The 13,786-nt window shown below is 62.8% G+C and carries 14 protein-coding genes and 2 pseudogenes; 8 read left to right on the top strand and 8 right to left on the bottom strand.

Going from position 1 to position 13,786, the window contains the following annotated elements:
- Positions 1-96 precede the first annotated feature (96 nt).
- The 3 genes and pseudogenes from ACFXKA_RS36065 to ACFXKA_RS36055 form a co-directional block, all read left to right on the top strand.
- A pseudogene (locus ACFXKA_RS36065) lies at positions 97-339 on the top strand (Ltp family lipoprotein); the annotation flags it as partial.
- Between the two features lie 552 nt (positions 340-891).
- Positions 892-1,260 carry a hypothetical protein gene (locus ACFXKA_RS36060; protein ID WP_364622881.1) on the top strand — a complete coding sequence of 123 codons (369 nt, stop codon included), beginning with the start codon at positions 892-894 and terminating at the stop codon, positions 1,258-1,260.
- A 385-nt stretch (positions 1,261-1,645) separates the two neighbouring features.
- Complete coding sequence (locus tag ACFXKA_RS36055; protein WP_379430765.1) at positions 1,646-2,491, top strand: immunity 49 family protein; 846 nt, start codon at positions 1,646-1,648, stop codon at positions 2,489-2,491.
- 135 nt (positions 2,492-2,626) lie between these two features.
- Here ACFXKA_RS36055 and ACFXKA_RS36050 read toward each other — a convergent pair whose 3' ends face one another.
- Positions 2,627-3,148, bottom strand: a complete 522-nt coding sequence (locus ACFXKA_RS36050) for a DUF6301 family protein (protein ID WP_379430761.1) — start codon at positions 3,146-3,148, stop codon at positions 2,627-2,629.
- 612 nt (positions 3,149-3,760) lie between these two features.
- Here ACFXKA_RS36050 and ACFXKA_RS36045 point away from each other — a divergent pair.
- Complete coding sequence (locus tag ACFXKA_RS36045; RefSeq protein ID WP_379430760.1) at positions 3,761-4,120, top strand: DUF732 domain-containing protein; 360 nt, start codon at positions 3,761-3,763, stop codon at positions 4,118-4,120.
- Positions 4,121-4,445: 325 nt separating this feature from the next.
- On the top strand, positions 4,446-4,997 hold the full coding sequence (locus ACFXKA_RS36040) for a gamma carbonic anhydrase family protein (protein ID WP_379430759.1): 552 nt from the start codon (positions 4,446-4,448) through the stop codon (positions 4,995-4,997).
- Here ACFXKA_RS36040 and ACFXKA_RS36035 read toward each other — a convergent pair.
- Complete coding sequence (locus ACFXKA_RS36035; protein ID WP_379430758.1) at positions 4,994-5,923, bottom strand: carbon-nitrogen hydrolase family protein; 930 nt, start codon at positions 5,921-5,923, stop codon at positions 4,994-4,996. The genes ACFXKA_RS36040 and ACFXKA_RS36035 overlap by 4 nt on opposite strands.
- 281 nt (positions 5,924-6,204) lie before the next feature.
- Between ACFXKA_RS36035 and ACFXKA_RS36030 the strand changes: the two are divergent.
- A pseudogene (locus ACFXKA_RS36030) lies at positions 6,205-6,723 on the top strand (phosphotransferase); the annotation flags it as partial.
- Between the two features lie 141 nt (positions 6,724-6,864).
- Here the strand turns inward: ACFXKA_RS36030 and ACFXKA_RS36025 are convergent.
- The 5 genes from ACFXKA_RS36025 to ACFXKA_RS36005 all read right to left on the bottom strand — a co-directional run bounded on the left by ACFXKA_RS36025 (position 6,865) and on the right by ACFXKA_RS36005 (position 11,512).
- Positions 6,865-7,638 (bottom strand): hypothetical protein, encoded by a 774-nt coding sequence (locus ACFXKA_RS36025; protein ID WP_379430757.1) that lies wholly within the window; start codon positions 7,636-7,638, stop codon positions 6,865-6,867.
- Between the two features lie 181 nt (positions 7,639-7,819).
- Entirely contained in the window at positions 7,820-8,605 is a 786-nt protein-coding gene (locus ACFXKA_RS36020; RefSeq protein ID WP_379430756.1) for a DUF1963 domain-containing protein, read from the bottom strand.
- Between the two features lie 211 nt (positions 8,606-8,816).
- Positions 8,817-9,440 (bottom strand): hypothetical protein, encoded by a 624-nt coding sequence (locus ACFXKA_RS36015; protein ID WP_379430755.1) that lies wholly within the window; start codon positions 9,438-9,440, stop codon positions 8,817-8,819.
- A 382-nt stretch (positions 9,441-9,822) separates the two neighbouring features.
- The gene (locus ACFXKA_RS36010) at positions 9,823-10,326 is read right to left on the bottom strand and encodes a hypothetical protein (protein ID WP_379430754.1); all 504 of its coding nucleotides are present in this window, start codon (positions 10,324-10,326) and stop codon (positions 9,823-9,825) included.
- A gap of 196 nt (positions 10,327-10,522) precedes the next feature.
- Positions 10,523-11,512: an NAD-dependent epimerase/dehydratase family protein gene (locus ACFXKA_RS36005; protein ID WP_379430764.1), complete on the bottom strand. Its 990-nt coding sequence runs from the start codon at positions 11,510-11,512 to the stop codon at positions 10,523-10,525.
- 69 nt (positions 11,513-11,581) lie between these two features.
- On the opposite strand from ACFXKA_RS36005, the gene ACFXKA_RS36000 reads away from it, so the two are divergent.
- On the top strand, positions 11,582-11,890 hold the full coding sequence (locus ACFXKA_RS36000) for a hypothetical protein (RefSeq protein ID WP_379430753.1): 309 nt from the start codon (positions 11,582-11,584) through the stop codon (positions 11,888-11,890).
- A gap of 218 nt (positions 11,891-12,108) precedes the next feature.
- The gene (locus ACFXKA_RS35995) at positions 12,109-12,444 is read left to right on the top strand and encodes a hypothetical protein (RefSeq protein ID WP_379430752.1); all 336 of its coding nucleotides are present in this window, start codon (positions 12,109-12,111) and stop codon (positions 12,442-12,444) included.
- 155 nt (positions 12,445-12,599) lie between these two features.
- On the opposite strand, the gene ACFXKA_RS35990 is transcribed toward ACFXKA_RS35995, so the two are convergent.
- Positions 12,600-13,115, bottom strand: coding sequence for a hypothetical protein (locus ACFXKA_RS35990; RefSeq protein WP_379430750.1), 516 nt, complete (start codon positions 13,113-13,115; stop codon positions 12,600-12,602).
- Positions 13,116-13,786 lie beyond the last annotated feature (671 nt).

Raw genomic sequence — 13,786 nt, 5'->3', positions numbered from 1 at the left:
CACACCCACCACCCGGTGACCTGCAGCTTCAACTGAATCTGAATCAAACAACCCGGACTCGAAGACCGGGTGGTCCCGTTATCGGGGACCGGTCAACTCGACTACTCTGCCTTCTCCCGCAGCGGTCTGATTCACCAGCTCGAGTACGAAGACTTCTCCACCGCAGACGCTACGTTCGCAGTGGACAGCCTGAATGTGGACTGGAACGAGCAGGCGGCAAAGAGCGCCAAGCAGTACCTCGCGTACACCTCGTTCTCTCGGTCCGGACTGATCGATCAGCTGGTGTACGACGGCTTTACGCGCGCCCAGGCCGAGTACGGGGCCAATGCCTCCTACTGACAATCTCTTTCGGCGGTAGACCCTGTTGGCGAGAAGCGAGCACTGCGGGCGCGGCCGGTCGTAGTGCTCGTGTGGGCGCGGCGCGTGGGGTTTTCATCACCACCAAAGCGTTCACGTCGGGTGCCCGGGCCAAACCGGTCTGGCTTCAGTCAGCGGGAGTGAGCGATAATGCCGCATACCGCGCTGACCGAACCGGCCAGCGCGACCCCTCTGAATGCATGCGGGACTGTCGTTTTGGGGTACACCCCAGCACCACATTCCGACGGGCGCCGAAAAGTGCGACTCGCAGCGGTAGATGGCGGTGTTGTCGCACCCTCAGGTGGTGCGCCGGCCGCCGAAACCTGGTGTGGTGCAGAACGTCCGCTACTGCCGAAAGTCGTGAGGCTGTGGATCGACCGGACCGCGCCGCAAACTACTGCCGACAGCATGCGGAGGGCGTTGCGCTGTGGGGGTGGGATCTCGCCGGGCGACCTGCCATCGAATGGCAGCGCCAACCTGTGATATCCCTTAGACCTGTTCTCTGCGAACACATTACAAACAAGAAGGCAACACATGAAAGCGATCGCCGTAGTCGGCGCAACCCTTGCCTGCCTGTGCGCTACCGGGCTGACCGCGCCAGCGGCTTCGGCCGACGTCACTTCCAACTATGGACTATTCACGGTGGGCGGTGAGGATCTGCGGGTAGGTTCCACCTACACCATCTACCTGGGAGATCTTCGTGGGTATCGATCGGTAGGTCTCGTGGAAAAGGAAGCCAACCCCCACGACACGATCGACAGGCTGGTCCACATGGTCGACAACGTCATCGGCTTGAAGATCTCCTGGACTCCACGTACGGCGGGGGTGCGGACAATCGTCTTGTCCCCTTCTGGCGATGCGGATGGACCCGTGATCGATTGGGCGCGTGTCCGCGTCCGTTAGGACTGTGAACCAGCAGTCGTCGCGGACATGAGCAACGCTGGGCTTGGGCAGTTCCTTCCTGCCCGGTACACCGGCAAAGAACGCCCCCTGCGATCTTTCGGCACTGGGCGGGCAAGCAATCTGGACTGATGAATCACGTACTGTTCGGCTTGATAACCGCCGACAGAAACGTGCGCAATTGCCATATACCGCGCTGACCGGACCGGCCAGCGTGGGGCGCCAGCGGCTGGAACCCGGTGCGGTGCAGAACGTCCGCTATTGCCGATGACACGACGACAATTGGTCTCGGCCTGATCGATCTGGTCGTAATGATGGATCGTTGAGCGGTTGTAGGCTGTGCCCGAACGCTTCTCGAACAAAAGATTGCGGAGGCCCTGTGCTTCAGATGTCGTCCCACTGGACACCGAGCGGCGAGTGGGCCGAAACGGCGCGCGAGTCGGAGGAAGATGTCACCGAGCTGATCGAGCAGCTGGAGCAGTCGACTGATCTGATCGACGGGGTGTGGACCTTCGCCTACGGTTCCATGCTTGCCCAATGTGCCGTGGATCCCCTCGGAGAACGCATCGAGACCTGGGATGGAGTGGTGCGTACGCTGCAGATCGGGGCGGCGTTGTATCAGGTCACCGACGGAACGACGGGTCCCGTGGAGTGCTTCATCGATAACAAGGTGCGGCAGTTGCCACCCGCGGGGTCGGCGGCCAGAGGCACTGTCATCACCTGGCTGACAACGTTCTATCTCGCGGTTATCTGCGCGGATGGCGCACGACTGCAACTGCTTTCGGAGGTTTCGATGGACCGCCTCCGAATTCCCGGGCTTGTGTTCGACGACTTCTGGTACAGCTGGGCCGACACTTTGGCGACCTGGTACCGGCAGGAGCCTGGGGCGGCCGAGAAGCTGGAGACCACGATCGAGCAGTCCTACCGTGAAGTCGCGACGGTCATGTCGCATGACCGGTTGGACAAGATCGCGTATCAACCGATCAACCTGTTCTACACGTTGATGCGTAGTCGCGACGAGTTCAATGAAGAGCTGGTCGGTGCGCTGTGGCACCATCGCGAATACTGGACCGCAACCCCAGACCGCAGAAAGGACTCCGAAGGATGTCTTGCCCTGGGGCCGCTTGCCATGGCTTGTATGGCTACTGACATGGGCGTGAAACTGGTCGTCGAGTCGGAGTACATTCCTCGTCATCTGGTACGGGGCAGCTGGCGTGACGAGTTCCCTATCTAGCCCGAACGTCCTCAACTGCCGCATACCGCGCTGACCGAACCGGCCAGCGCACGGCGGCCAGCGGCGAGAGCCGCTGCGGCTCAGTGGCATTCGCTTCTGCCAAACCCGCGCGGTTCACCGGGACCCCTGGGGCGGTCAGTCTTCGTCCTGATCCTCGTCGTCTTCGTCATATTCCTCGTACGCCTCGGCTTCGAGTTGTTTGACTTCGTCAACGAAGCGCCAATAATCCGGACTATAGAGGTCGAGATAGACCGCATAACCCGACGCCGCCAGGTCGAAGACGACCTTCGGCGTGAGCCAGTGCAATTCCATTTCGTCGGTGACATCCTCAGATGCGGATACTCCCAGCGTCGTCGTTATCACCTCGCTGATCCTGGTGAACCATTGCGCGACTTCATCAGCGACTTCTTCGGTCTCCGACGAGGCGACGTCAGTGACGAAGCATGAAATATGCTTGATTTTACCCTCGCTGCGATAGATTCGAGCATCCTGCCGATCGACAGCGAAGTTGGTAGTTAGGTCCGAGTACCTGTCTTCCAGGTTGATCTGCCAGCCGGTTCGGGAACAGAACGGCTCCAGATCCTGGAGGGTCCAAGTCCAGTCGAAATCTGCTGCGAGGCGGGTGATTCGGGAGATGCCTTCGAGGTCTGAATGCATGGTCAAGATCGTAACTTCCTTAGACCGTGTCTCACGTCGTCGTGATTCGTTTGCCGCGTGCCGTATTCGGTTGCGCGGCATGATGTCCGGTCGCGATCGACGAGTTGTCGCGTTGGCTGGTGCCGGACGAGTTGTGGGCTACGAACGCACTACTTTGCCGCATACCGCTGACCGAACCGGCCAGCGCGGGGCGCCGGCGGCTAGGACCTGGTGCCGTGCAGAACTCACGCTCTAAGTAGCCGATTAGCGGACGCCGGGCAGGATCGACGTGCGTAGCATCCTGGGCGATGATCGGAGTGGGATGTCGGAGGTTGTGAACTTGACGGCGGGTTGATGCCGCGGGTGTGCTCTGGCCGGTTGTGCTTCGTCTGGGTGAGTCGTCGGTGGAGCTCGTGGGTCATGGGGCTGGTTCTGAGCGTCAATGTGGGCAGCTCGTGCGGTACGCGATGTGGCGGGTAGGTCTGCCGCTATCGGCCTTGCCTGGCCGCCGGTACCCGCCACGTGGGGTCCAGTGGCGGAACGCGAATTGACGCCCGGCGCAGTTCGGCGACCTCATTTACGATCTTGGTGGCGATCACCGGGTCGCGCAGTTGTCCCACGATTGGAATCGTCTTGCTCTTCTCGAAGATCGCTACAGGGCTCGCCGCCGCGGCCGCTGCTGTTTTGTTCGCCGCCCCCGCCTCGGCGCTGCCGTCGGCAGAGCTGCGGCCGGTCGCGGGCCCCCACAACTACGGCCCGTTACAGGACGCGCATTTCGGGTTCCTGCTCATCCAGCGGGATGGCATTCAGATACTTCCCGACATCATCTCGGATTTCCCGGGCATTTCCGAGGGTGGCCATGCCGTCTGCGATCTGCTCGCGGCCGGCCTATCGAAGCAAAGTCTGGCCGAGTTCCTGAGCGAAGAGCCAGGCGAGTTCGGCTCGGCGATGGCCTTCGTGAACGCCGCCGAGACTGCCTATTGCCCCGGCTGATGCCGGTGCATGGCTGGCCCGTCCTGAACGTTCGCCTCGTCCTCGCTGGCTCTCGCGACGCACTCTATTGTCGTATATCGCGCTGACCGAACCGGTCAGCGCAGGGCGGCCCGCGGCCGGAACCCAGTGCGGTGCAGAGCATCCGCTATTGCCGATTACAGGCTCAAGCTCTGCTTCAATGCCGAATTCTGACGCCCCGAGACGTTGTGAGACGCTCCAAGAAGGGACCGGGGCCGCCCGGGGAACAGGAGTGGGTATGCCCAGCTATGAGATCGACGGAGTTATACCGGTTGTAGCCGCCGACGCGTTCGTGCACCCGTCAGCGGTGCTGATCGGAGATGTCGTGGTCGAAAGTGGCTGCTACATCGGCCCGGTGGCCAGCATCCGAGGCGACTTCGGCCCGATCGTAATCGGTGCGGGATCCAATGTTCAGGATGGCTGTGTGTTGCATTCGTTTCCGGGGCGAGAGTTGTTGCTGGAGACCGAATCCCACATCGGGCACGGCGCGGTACTGCACGGTTGCGTCATCGAGTCGGGGGCGATGGTCGGCATGAACGCAATCGTGATGGATGGCGCACGGGTGGGAGCACGCGCGCTCGTCGGCGCCGGAAGCATGGTTCGGGCGGACACGACGATCCCCGCAGCGCATCTCGCGGTCGGTAACCCGGTCACCGAGACCCGGCCGCTGGATGAGCAGACGTTGCGGTGGAAAGCCAACGGCGTCAAGGTCTATCAGGAATTGGCCAAGCGATCGTTGGCTTCGATGCGGGAGACCGCACCGCTGACCGAGATTCCGATCAACCGGCCGCGCCTCAGCACCGGCCGCGACGTATCGACTCCCTTGCACGAATTGCGCCGCAGTGGTGGCAGTAGCTAGTCGTCGAGAAAGGTTGCCGGGGAGCGGCGGCGGCGGTCTACGGTGACCGAGAAGACATCGGGGCGAGAGTAGTGCCCGGCGGGATCGAAGTTCTGTCGTTCCTGGGCTACCCGGGCGGGATCGATTTCGGCGATCACGAGCCGTTCCGCACCGATCACCGGCTCGACCAGCCAGGCGCCGTCGGGCCCGGCGATCGCGGAGCCGCCGTCATAGCCGGCCGGTTTGCCTTGTGAGATCAGCATGTCTCGCAGCGGGAAGTCCTCAGGTACATCGCTGTAGTCGAGCACGGCTCCGGCGGCCAGGGAATAGACCCGACCTTCCAGCGCGACGAAACGGGTGATGTCTCGGGTGTTTCGGACCGATCCGGGCCAGGTGGAGATATGGAGGGTTTCCCCGTCGGCATACAGGGCGTGACGGGCTTGGGGCATCCAGTTCTCCCAGCACGACAGGCCGCCCACCCGGAATCCGGCGACATCGTGAGTACGCAGGCCGTGACCGTCGCCGATTCCCCACACCATCCGTTCCTCGTGGGTGGGCATCAGTTTGCGATGAGCGCTCACCACTCCGCGAGCCGGGTCGATCGCCACCAGCGTGCAGTACACGGTCCCGCGGACGCGTTCGCTGATCCCGAGATAGCAGAAGACCCCCAGATCCGCGACGGCCTCGCACACGGTGGCCAGGTGTGGGCCATCGAGGGTGACCGCGGCATCGAGGTAGTAGGCGTAGGCGGCCTTCTGCGCCGGATTGTTGAAGCGGGCTCCGCCGGTGCGGGCCAGCCAGATCGGATAGCCCGACAGAAACGTCTCCGGAAACGCCAGCAGGTCCACTCCGGCTTCGGCCGCCCGGGTCAACCAGTCGACCACCGTCTTCGTTCCCGCCGTAGGGTCCAGCCATGCCGGCCGAGCCTGCGCCGCAGCGATCCTCATCTACCGATCGTAAACGTTGCACGACTGGGGAATTCGGTGCGGAACATCCATCCAGGACTAATCCGCCAGCACACGACATGACCTAACTATGGTCCACGGTAGTGATCTGTAATGCCGCATACCGCGCTGACCGAACCGGCCAGCGCGAGGCGTCGACTGCCGGAACATGCTGCGGTGCAGAGCATCCGCTATTGTCTGCGGCCCGCGGTAAACCCGGCGGCGAACGTAGATACTGACCGGCGTCGCTCGGCCGGCTCGGCGAGCCGTCGTCCGCATCCACGGCGGCATGGGCCGCGGCGGGGGCAGCCCTGCGAATGCTGCACGACGCACCGTTGCCACCGCGGCCCGGTCGCACCCCAGAGCAGCTCGCCGCGGAACTCGATGCCGAATGCGCATGGCTGGTCACGAACAACGTCCTCCCCGCTGACATCATCGCGCGCAACCGCCGGACCGCTGAAGTCGCGCTCCGGCCATGGACACCGGTGTTCACCCACGGTGACCTACAGCTCGCGCATGTATTCGTCGACGGAGACGCGATCACCGGCGTGATCGATTGGTCCGAGGCGGCTCAAGGAGACGCCATGTACGACCTCGCCACATTGACACTCGGGCACCCGGAGCGCCTGAGAGATGTGGCGTCGGGCTATGGCACAGGTATGGACCTCGAGGTGATCCGGGCTTGGTGGTCGTTACGAAGTCTGCGCGGCGTGCGCTGGCTGATCGATCACGGCTTCGATCCCACCTCGCCAGGATGCGAAATCGACGTGCTCAGAACCCAGGCGCGGCAGGATCGGCCATGAAGAGCTGTATCCGCTTCTAGCCGCACACCGCGCTGACCGAACCGGCCAGCGCGAGCCGCCGGCGGCCGGAACCCTGTGCGCCGCGGAACGTCCGCTACTGCCGAGTTTCGGATAGGTATAGCCCTTGTACAGGGATGATCGTCAGGCGCGGGACCAGCCTCGTTGATGGAGGCGATCGATTGCGGCATCGAGTAGGGCGCGGCCAGGCGATGCTTCCTCCCACCACAGCGACCAGTGGACAGTGATTCGGAGCTCGATGGCGGTGCTGAAGGAGTCCGAATCACGGAAGCCGGAGTATTCGTCTTGCCACACGTGGACCGAGAATGGCGCCATGAAACCGAGGCTGTATCTTCCCGCCCAGACGCCTGTGGTTCGGCGTTGCAGGGGAATTGGCAGATTCAGGGCTTTGTTATCGAGGTCGTCGATGACGAGATAGTCCTGCGTGGCGGGTACCGAGGTGTCCGGTATGCGGGCCATGGTGTCGAAGACATACATCTCCTCCCATGATGGCCACTGGTTGCCTGACAGGTCGCATGGCGCATCGAACAGTACATCGACCGCTGCCAGCATTGCTGACTCATCGATTGTTTCAACATCGATCATCTGGGCGCGGGTGTATGGGGGAAACGGTTCTGTGCCTGGCGGCTTCAGATACCAGTGTCCTTCTGCCAGTGGTTGTTGCGCGATCAGGGAGAGTCCCTCCGAGTGGAATCGCACGCACTTGGTGAGCCCGAACTCCTTGGGTTCGATCAAGTCGCGGGTGAGTTCGACGATCGCTGCTACCGCCTGTTCGGCCCCTGCTCGCTCACACTCGGTTGCTGTGGTGCCGCAACGTAAATCCCACTCGAGTTCCAGTCTCAGCTTGTAGGCATGACCCGATTGGTAGATGACATGTCCGGAATGCTGATCGTGCACAGTGCGTGATGGTGCACGACTAGTCCCGTTCGGAGCAACCAGCGGTTTCGGGAGTGCCACCGTTGGCGTTGCACGCTATTGCCGCATACCGCGCTGACCGAACCAGCCGGCGCGGAGGTATCCGCTCCTACCGAACGCCGCCTGGCACCGAGGTCGAGTCTTCAGTGACGGACTCGGCTGCTCAGTAGCTCTCCCAGTGGACACTGACCTTGGTGAAGTCGTGGGCGGCCAGATCCTGTGGGGTGATGAAGCAGTAGAGGGTGCCGAAGTCTCCCCACCCCATGTTGATTTCGGGATCGGTGTCGAACTGGGCGAGCAGCAGCGGACCCGACGGTTCGAAGTCATGGTAGAAGTGTTGTTCGGCGGCCGTGCCGGGCAGCAGGCCGCGGTCGCGTTGACCCTGGATTTCGTTGGCCCAGCCACCGAGTTGGTGCCAGGCCCAGGAATGGGTGAAGAAGGCCTCGCCGAACGCTTCGAATCCTTCGTACACCTCATCGTCGTGGTCGTTTCCGTCGAGGAGGTTCTCTTCGAACCACTGCGCGTCGGGAATAGTCTCGACCACCGCGTAGGTCATGTCGACACGACTGATGATGCCGTTGCGTTCGGCGAGGTCCGGCGGCAAGGGCATCTCGTTGAGGGCCACGTCGTCAGGGAAGAACACACAAGCCCCGGCCCAGCCGTTCGTATCCCCGAAGACCGAGATCTTTCCGGAGGCAGGCAGATCCAGATCCAGATTCGGCAGGGTGGCGAGATCGATGGTGGCGACGTGCTCGTAATGGCCGTGATCGGCACCGGGCCAGGCGAATCCGTCCGGCAACTGCGGCAGGCCACCGAAATGGCCGATGATCGGATCATCTTCGCGAGCGTGCCGCAGCCGCAACCCTTCGCGGATCGTCAGCTCGATCTCAGCGTGGAATTCTTCGGGTATGTGCAACCGCATCAAGGCGCGGAGGTCGGGCTCGGTCACGGCAACGATCGTGCCAGCACTACCCGACAACACCCAACGAGAATCCATTCGCCGAACATCCGCTTCTGCCGCATACCGCGCTGACCGAACCGGCCAGCACGGGGCATCGGAAGATCAACGGGCAGAGCGCCGTACGGCCGCCGGCGGTGCGCGCTCATGCCGATTACACGACGATTGTTAGGTCTGAGCCCGAGACCGCGCGCTCAAGATCTCACTGCGACTGATCCTGTTGGCGGGCTTCTCGAACGCGGCGGTAGGCAGGGAACGAATCGAGTAGGTGCTGCTCGAACTTGGGTGCGCGCGATTCCCGCTCGCCCAAGTGCAGCTTGGCCCGCAGGTGTGCATCCATCACCTGTACGGCATCCTCGGCCCGATTCAGCGATAACAACAACAGGATCAGGCGTCGGACGAACATAGGGTTGCTGTCGCCAGTCACCGATACCGCCGCCGCGACCAGCGGCTCGACGGCCAATACGGCTGTGGCCCAGTCGCTGACAGGACCGTCGACCATGCCGATGAATTCTTCGACGGCCGCGTCGACATCGTCGTCGGTCTCGACCAGGATCTCTTGCTCGGCTTCTCCGAAGCTGCCTCTGCGCCCGAAGCTCTTGATCGCGAGTTCGGTGGAGTAGGGCCTGCCGCCGGACAGATCGAGATTGCTGACCGCTGCGTCCGGTGTTGCATCGATGGCGGTTTGCAGAGCGGGAACAGTCATCGAGACAGTGCCGGTCACTCGAAGTTCTCCGTATTTCAGGACGAGATCGGCCAGGACCTCCAGCGCTCCCGAGAAGTGCTCACCCTCAACAGTTTTGCGGAACGCATAGCCATCATCCACTCGGTGCATCGTGAAGCCGCGGTCCGTGCACATCGCTACCTTCAGCTCACGCGATAGCTCCGCCCGGGTTGCCCCCGTCGCCATCAGCCCTCCCAATTACCGCACCAGTTGCCGCTTGTGGCCGTCAGGGACCCAGTCAGCCACCGCCATCACCGCTGGACAATACGTATGGTCGACCTCAGTCGGAGGCAAGCCAGTAGAGAGCCACACCAAAACAGACGGCGGGCAGCCGAATATTGGGAGCATCGCACCGGGCACCTGGATCAAATCCTGGCCGGGTTCCGATCCTGACAGCAAGTGTCCAACTAGCCGAATGCAGGGTGGGTGCCGCCCCGCGATGCAGACGGCACCCTGCTTCGCACAGGAGATCACGTGGACGCGCTCACAACGCCGCCTCCAACTCGACCTTGCCGTTGAGGTCGTTGGCGACGTCCTGTGTCTGCACAGAACTCAACGCGCCGGCAGGGGAAACCGCACCGCCGGCAGGATCAGGCACGGCAGCCGGAAGCCACAGTGCGACGATGCCGAGTACCCGCGCCTCGCCGGCGGGGAGACTCTCCTCGAAATCGACGTCAATGCCGTGTTCGCTCCCGTCGCACGTGACAGGAACGGGGTCTCTGTGCACCAAGCCCGTCGAACCGCTGTCTCCGATCTGAGCAGTGAGCACTCCCCCCTTCGGTGTCGAAGACGGGCACCGGTAGCTCACGCGCAGCGTCACCCTGGAAGGACGGACCGTTCCACCCTGGATGAACACATGTGTCTTCTCGGTCCCTCGACCGCCGTTCGGCGAAAACCACGACGGCCCACCGTCGTGTGTGCCACAACCCGCGCAAGCCAGAAACCCCACCACGACGAGCGCAAGCCCGACCATCCGTACCCAGATCACGACCAGAATCTATCTCGACCGACGAAACACACAACCTCCGCAATTGCCGCTTACGAAGCCGTTCGGACCGGGCCGAGCCGGCGGCCCATTGAACGCACTGAACTGCCGCATACCGCGCTGACCGAGCCGGCCGGCGCGGCGGCGCGGAAGATCAACGCGGTGTGGGCGTCTGCTGCTCAGGTCTGTAACGCGGGACCTATCGGTCCAGCTGACCGGACTGGATGAGGAACGACACAAAGTCGCGTACAGACCGTTCCACGGTGCGCGGTGTGTAGCCGAGTTCGAGTTCGGCCTTCGAATAGTCCACCCGCGGTGCGGCCGAGAGCGCGTTGAGTGTGGCCCGGGAGAGAACGTCTGAACCCAGTGCGGCGCAGATCGGTTCGGCCACCGGCATGATGGCGCTGAGCGCAGACAATGGGACGCCGATCAGTGGTCCGCGACGGCCCGCGACGCGGGCGTTGAGCCGGGCCCATTCGATCAGCGGCTGGTATTCGCCGCCGAGCAGGTAGTTCTCGCCGGTGCGGCCCTTCTCGGCGGCGAGCATCGCCCCTGCTACGACATCGCGCACGTCGACGATGTCGAAGACGGCATCGGAGATGAACGCGGGTACCAGGCCCCGCGCAGCGTCGCGTGCAATGCCGTTGAGCCGCGACCACTTTCCGGTCGCGTACTCCACCGGGCCCCAGATGCCGGTCGGGTTGCAGATCGTCGCGTCCAGACCCTTGTCGATGACCTTGCGGAGTTCCTGTTCACCCGCCCATTTGGAACGGTCGTACACAGGGATTTTCGGACGTTCCGAACGTGGCGAATTCTCGTTCAGCACCGGCCCGCAGATCTCCTGATCGAACGAGTGAACCGAGCTGATGTGCACGAACCGCCGCGCGCCGACGGCCAGTGCAGCCTCGGCGACGTTGCGGACACCCTCGGTGTTGACCCGCCACGCCAGCGGATCCTGCATCCGCAGCGTGATCATCGCGACCAGGTGGAACACCTGGTCGACACCCTCGAGCGCGCGCCGCATCGAGTCGCGGTTCATCACATCGCTTTCGGCCCAGCTGACTCGATCGGATGTCACGCGCGGGTTCCGCACCCGGTCGATGGCGACCACGTCGTGCCCCTCGGCAACCAACGCGTCGATCAGGTTCGTGCCAACGAAGCCAGCGGCTCCAGTAACACCTATCTTCATGTCTTCTTCCTCCCCGGTCGCTTCGATGCGCTCGCTGACGGTGTCGGCGCCCACGCGATTCCTGCTCGCATGGGCGTCTTCCTGATCAACGAGGCTATTTTTGACACGTTATGCCATCAATGGCACTTCATGCCATTTAACCTTTCGGCCTCAGCGCAGCGCCCCAGTTGCACCGTTCTGGCGGACGAGGTCGACTTTCACCTGGGCCGTCTCGGCGGCGGAGCCGATCCAGCATTGACCGCAGCGCTGCTCGTGCAGGCTGTCGAAGCGCAGATCCATGGCGCCGCTCTAGAACCACCCGCCGACCGCACGATCGAAGACTGCGTCGAGTCTGTGGTCGAGTTTTGGACACGAGCACTCAGCGCACAGGCAACGTGATCGCAAGTGCAACACAGACATCCCGCGCGAATATCCGCTCATGCCGCATACCGCGCTGACCGAACCGGCCAGCGCGGAGCGCTGGCGGTCGGAACCTGGTGCGGTGCAGAACGTCCGCTACTGCCGATGAGTGCTATCGAGGCTTACGAGCAGGCCGCTGGCGCACGTACTATCAGCGCATCATGTGGTGGCAGCGAAGGAAGACTCCGCAAGCAACGGTGAGCTACGAGCAAGCGGCCGAGATTGTTGGGGCGTTCTACCAGTCGGCAGATTGGTCCCGGTTCGGCGTCGACGACCGCGAGATCGTCGAGAACGACAAGCTGTTCGTATTCTCGGTTTTACCGCGTGAGGTTCTGATCAACCGCGACGAGCATGGCCTTGTGCTGATGGGTACGGTCACGGTGGTCTACAAAGCCGACGGCAGGCTCGAGAGGGTAAGAGGCGGCGCCTTCTTTACGCGAGAGAGCAATCGGCGGGACAGGGCTCGGTGGGGCAAGGCAACAACGCGTCGTCCCAACCCGAATCCGCGCCTGATCGTGCAAAAGCCGACCTGAAAGGCGCTGACCTGCCGCTGGCATGGTGACCGAAGCGGTCAGCACGTGAGGCCGGAAGATCCACCGCCGGAGTTGATCCCGGGCGACGGAACGTCCGCTACTGCCGAGTTGAGGTTCTTCGAACCCGCCAGCCGGTCAGCTGTGTGATCGGGCGATTACTCTGCTCGCGCGTACCGGGTTGCCGCGATTACCGCGTCCATGTCGATCAGCAGACCCGGATTCTGATCCTGCACTTCCAGGAACTCCAGTACCACGTCCTCGATCGTGGTTCGGCGGGCCAGAGTCATCAGCTCTTGTCGGACATAGCCGCCCATCGGCATCCCGGCGGCTCCCGCGCGGCGACTGAAAACACTCCAGATCTCCGCTGAAAGCTCGTAGACACCGATCAATGCCATTGCATCGGCGTCGATCTCGGCAATCGGGTGGCCGGGTCGCTCCGCTTCCAGGAACTCGACAACGGCATCCAGCGGGACACGCGTTCTCGCCAGCTGGATCAACTCAGCTCGGATGTAGGCAACCATGGATAGGCCAGCCCTTCGAGCTCGTCGCCGCAGTACATCTGCCGCCGGTGCGGGCAGGTCATCCATCACGATCGTCGCCATGATCACACCGTAGGCATGCGCGCCGAACGGCGGCAAGGCCCGACGGTCCACATCCACGTGTCCGGTCATGCCGCATACCGCGCTGACCGAACCGGCCAGCGCAGCACCTCGGAAGATCAATGGGCCGCGGGCATCTCGGATGGCTACCCGAGCGCCGACAGTGCACGGTAATGCCGAATGTCGTGCGGTTCGCAACCGCGATATGCCTTTGCTCGCCGAACCGATCCGCGTCTGCCCTCCTCCTGGTGCGGCGCACTGGCGTGCCGCTGGTCGCGCGGTTTGAACCGGTCGCGGGGCTCCTGGCGAAACATGCACATACCGATATGGGTGTTCTCAAGCCCCAGCGCCTGTGGGGAGATCGACGCGCGACGAGGTCGAGAGGACGGTCTAGGTGCAGGACGCCTTGTGCTCATGGATATTTCACTACGACGAGGACGATTTCATCATCGCCGAGAACCAGTCGTACTCGGACCAGGTATGTCATGCGATCTCAGATTTCGTCGATGACATCCGCAACCTGCGCAACCTTCAGGAGCTGCTCACGAGGTGGCCGAACATTACAACGAACCACCCGATGAGAGTCTGTATCAACGCAACCTGTGCTGAGTACATCGGCGGGGGCCACGTCACGATCCAGTCGCTGTATTCCATATTCGAGACGCTGACGCTGTCCGAGACTGAATTCCTCCGCGTGGTGACCGAATTCCAGGACTTTCTGTCGGCTCGTGAGAAGGGCCGAC

The organism is Nocardia sp. NPDC059228 (genome assembly GCF_042754245.1).
Lineage (GTDB): Bacteria > Actinomycetota > Actinomycetes > Mycobacteriales > Mycobacteriaceae > Nocardia.
The sequence above is the reverse complement of the archived record's forward strand: the minus strand, read 5'-3'. Positions and strand labels throughout refer to the sequence as shown.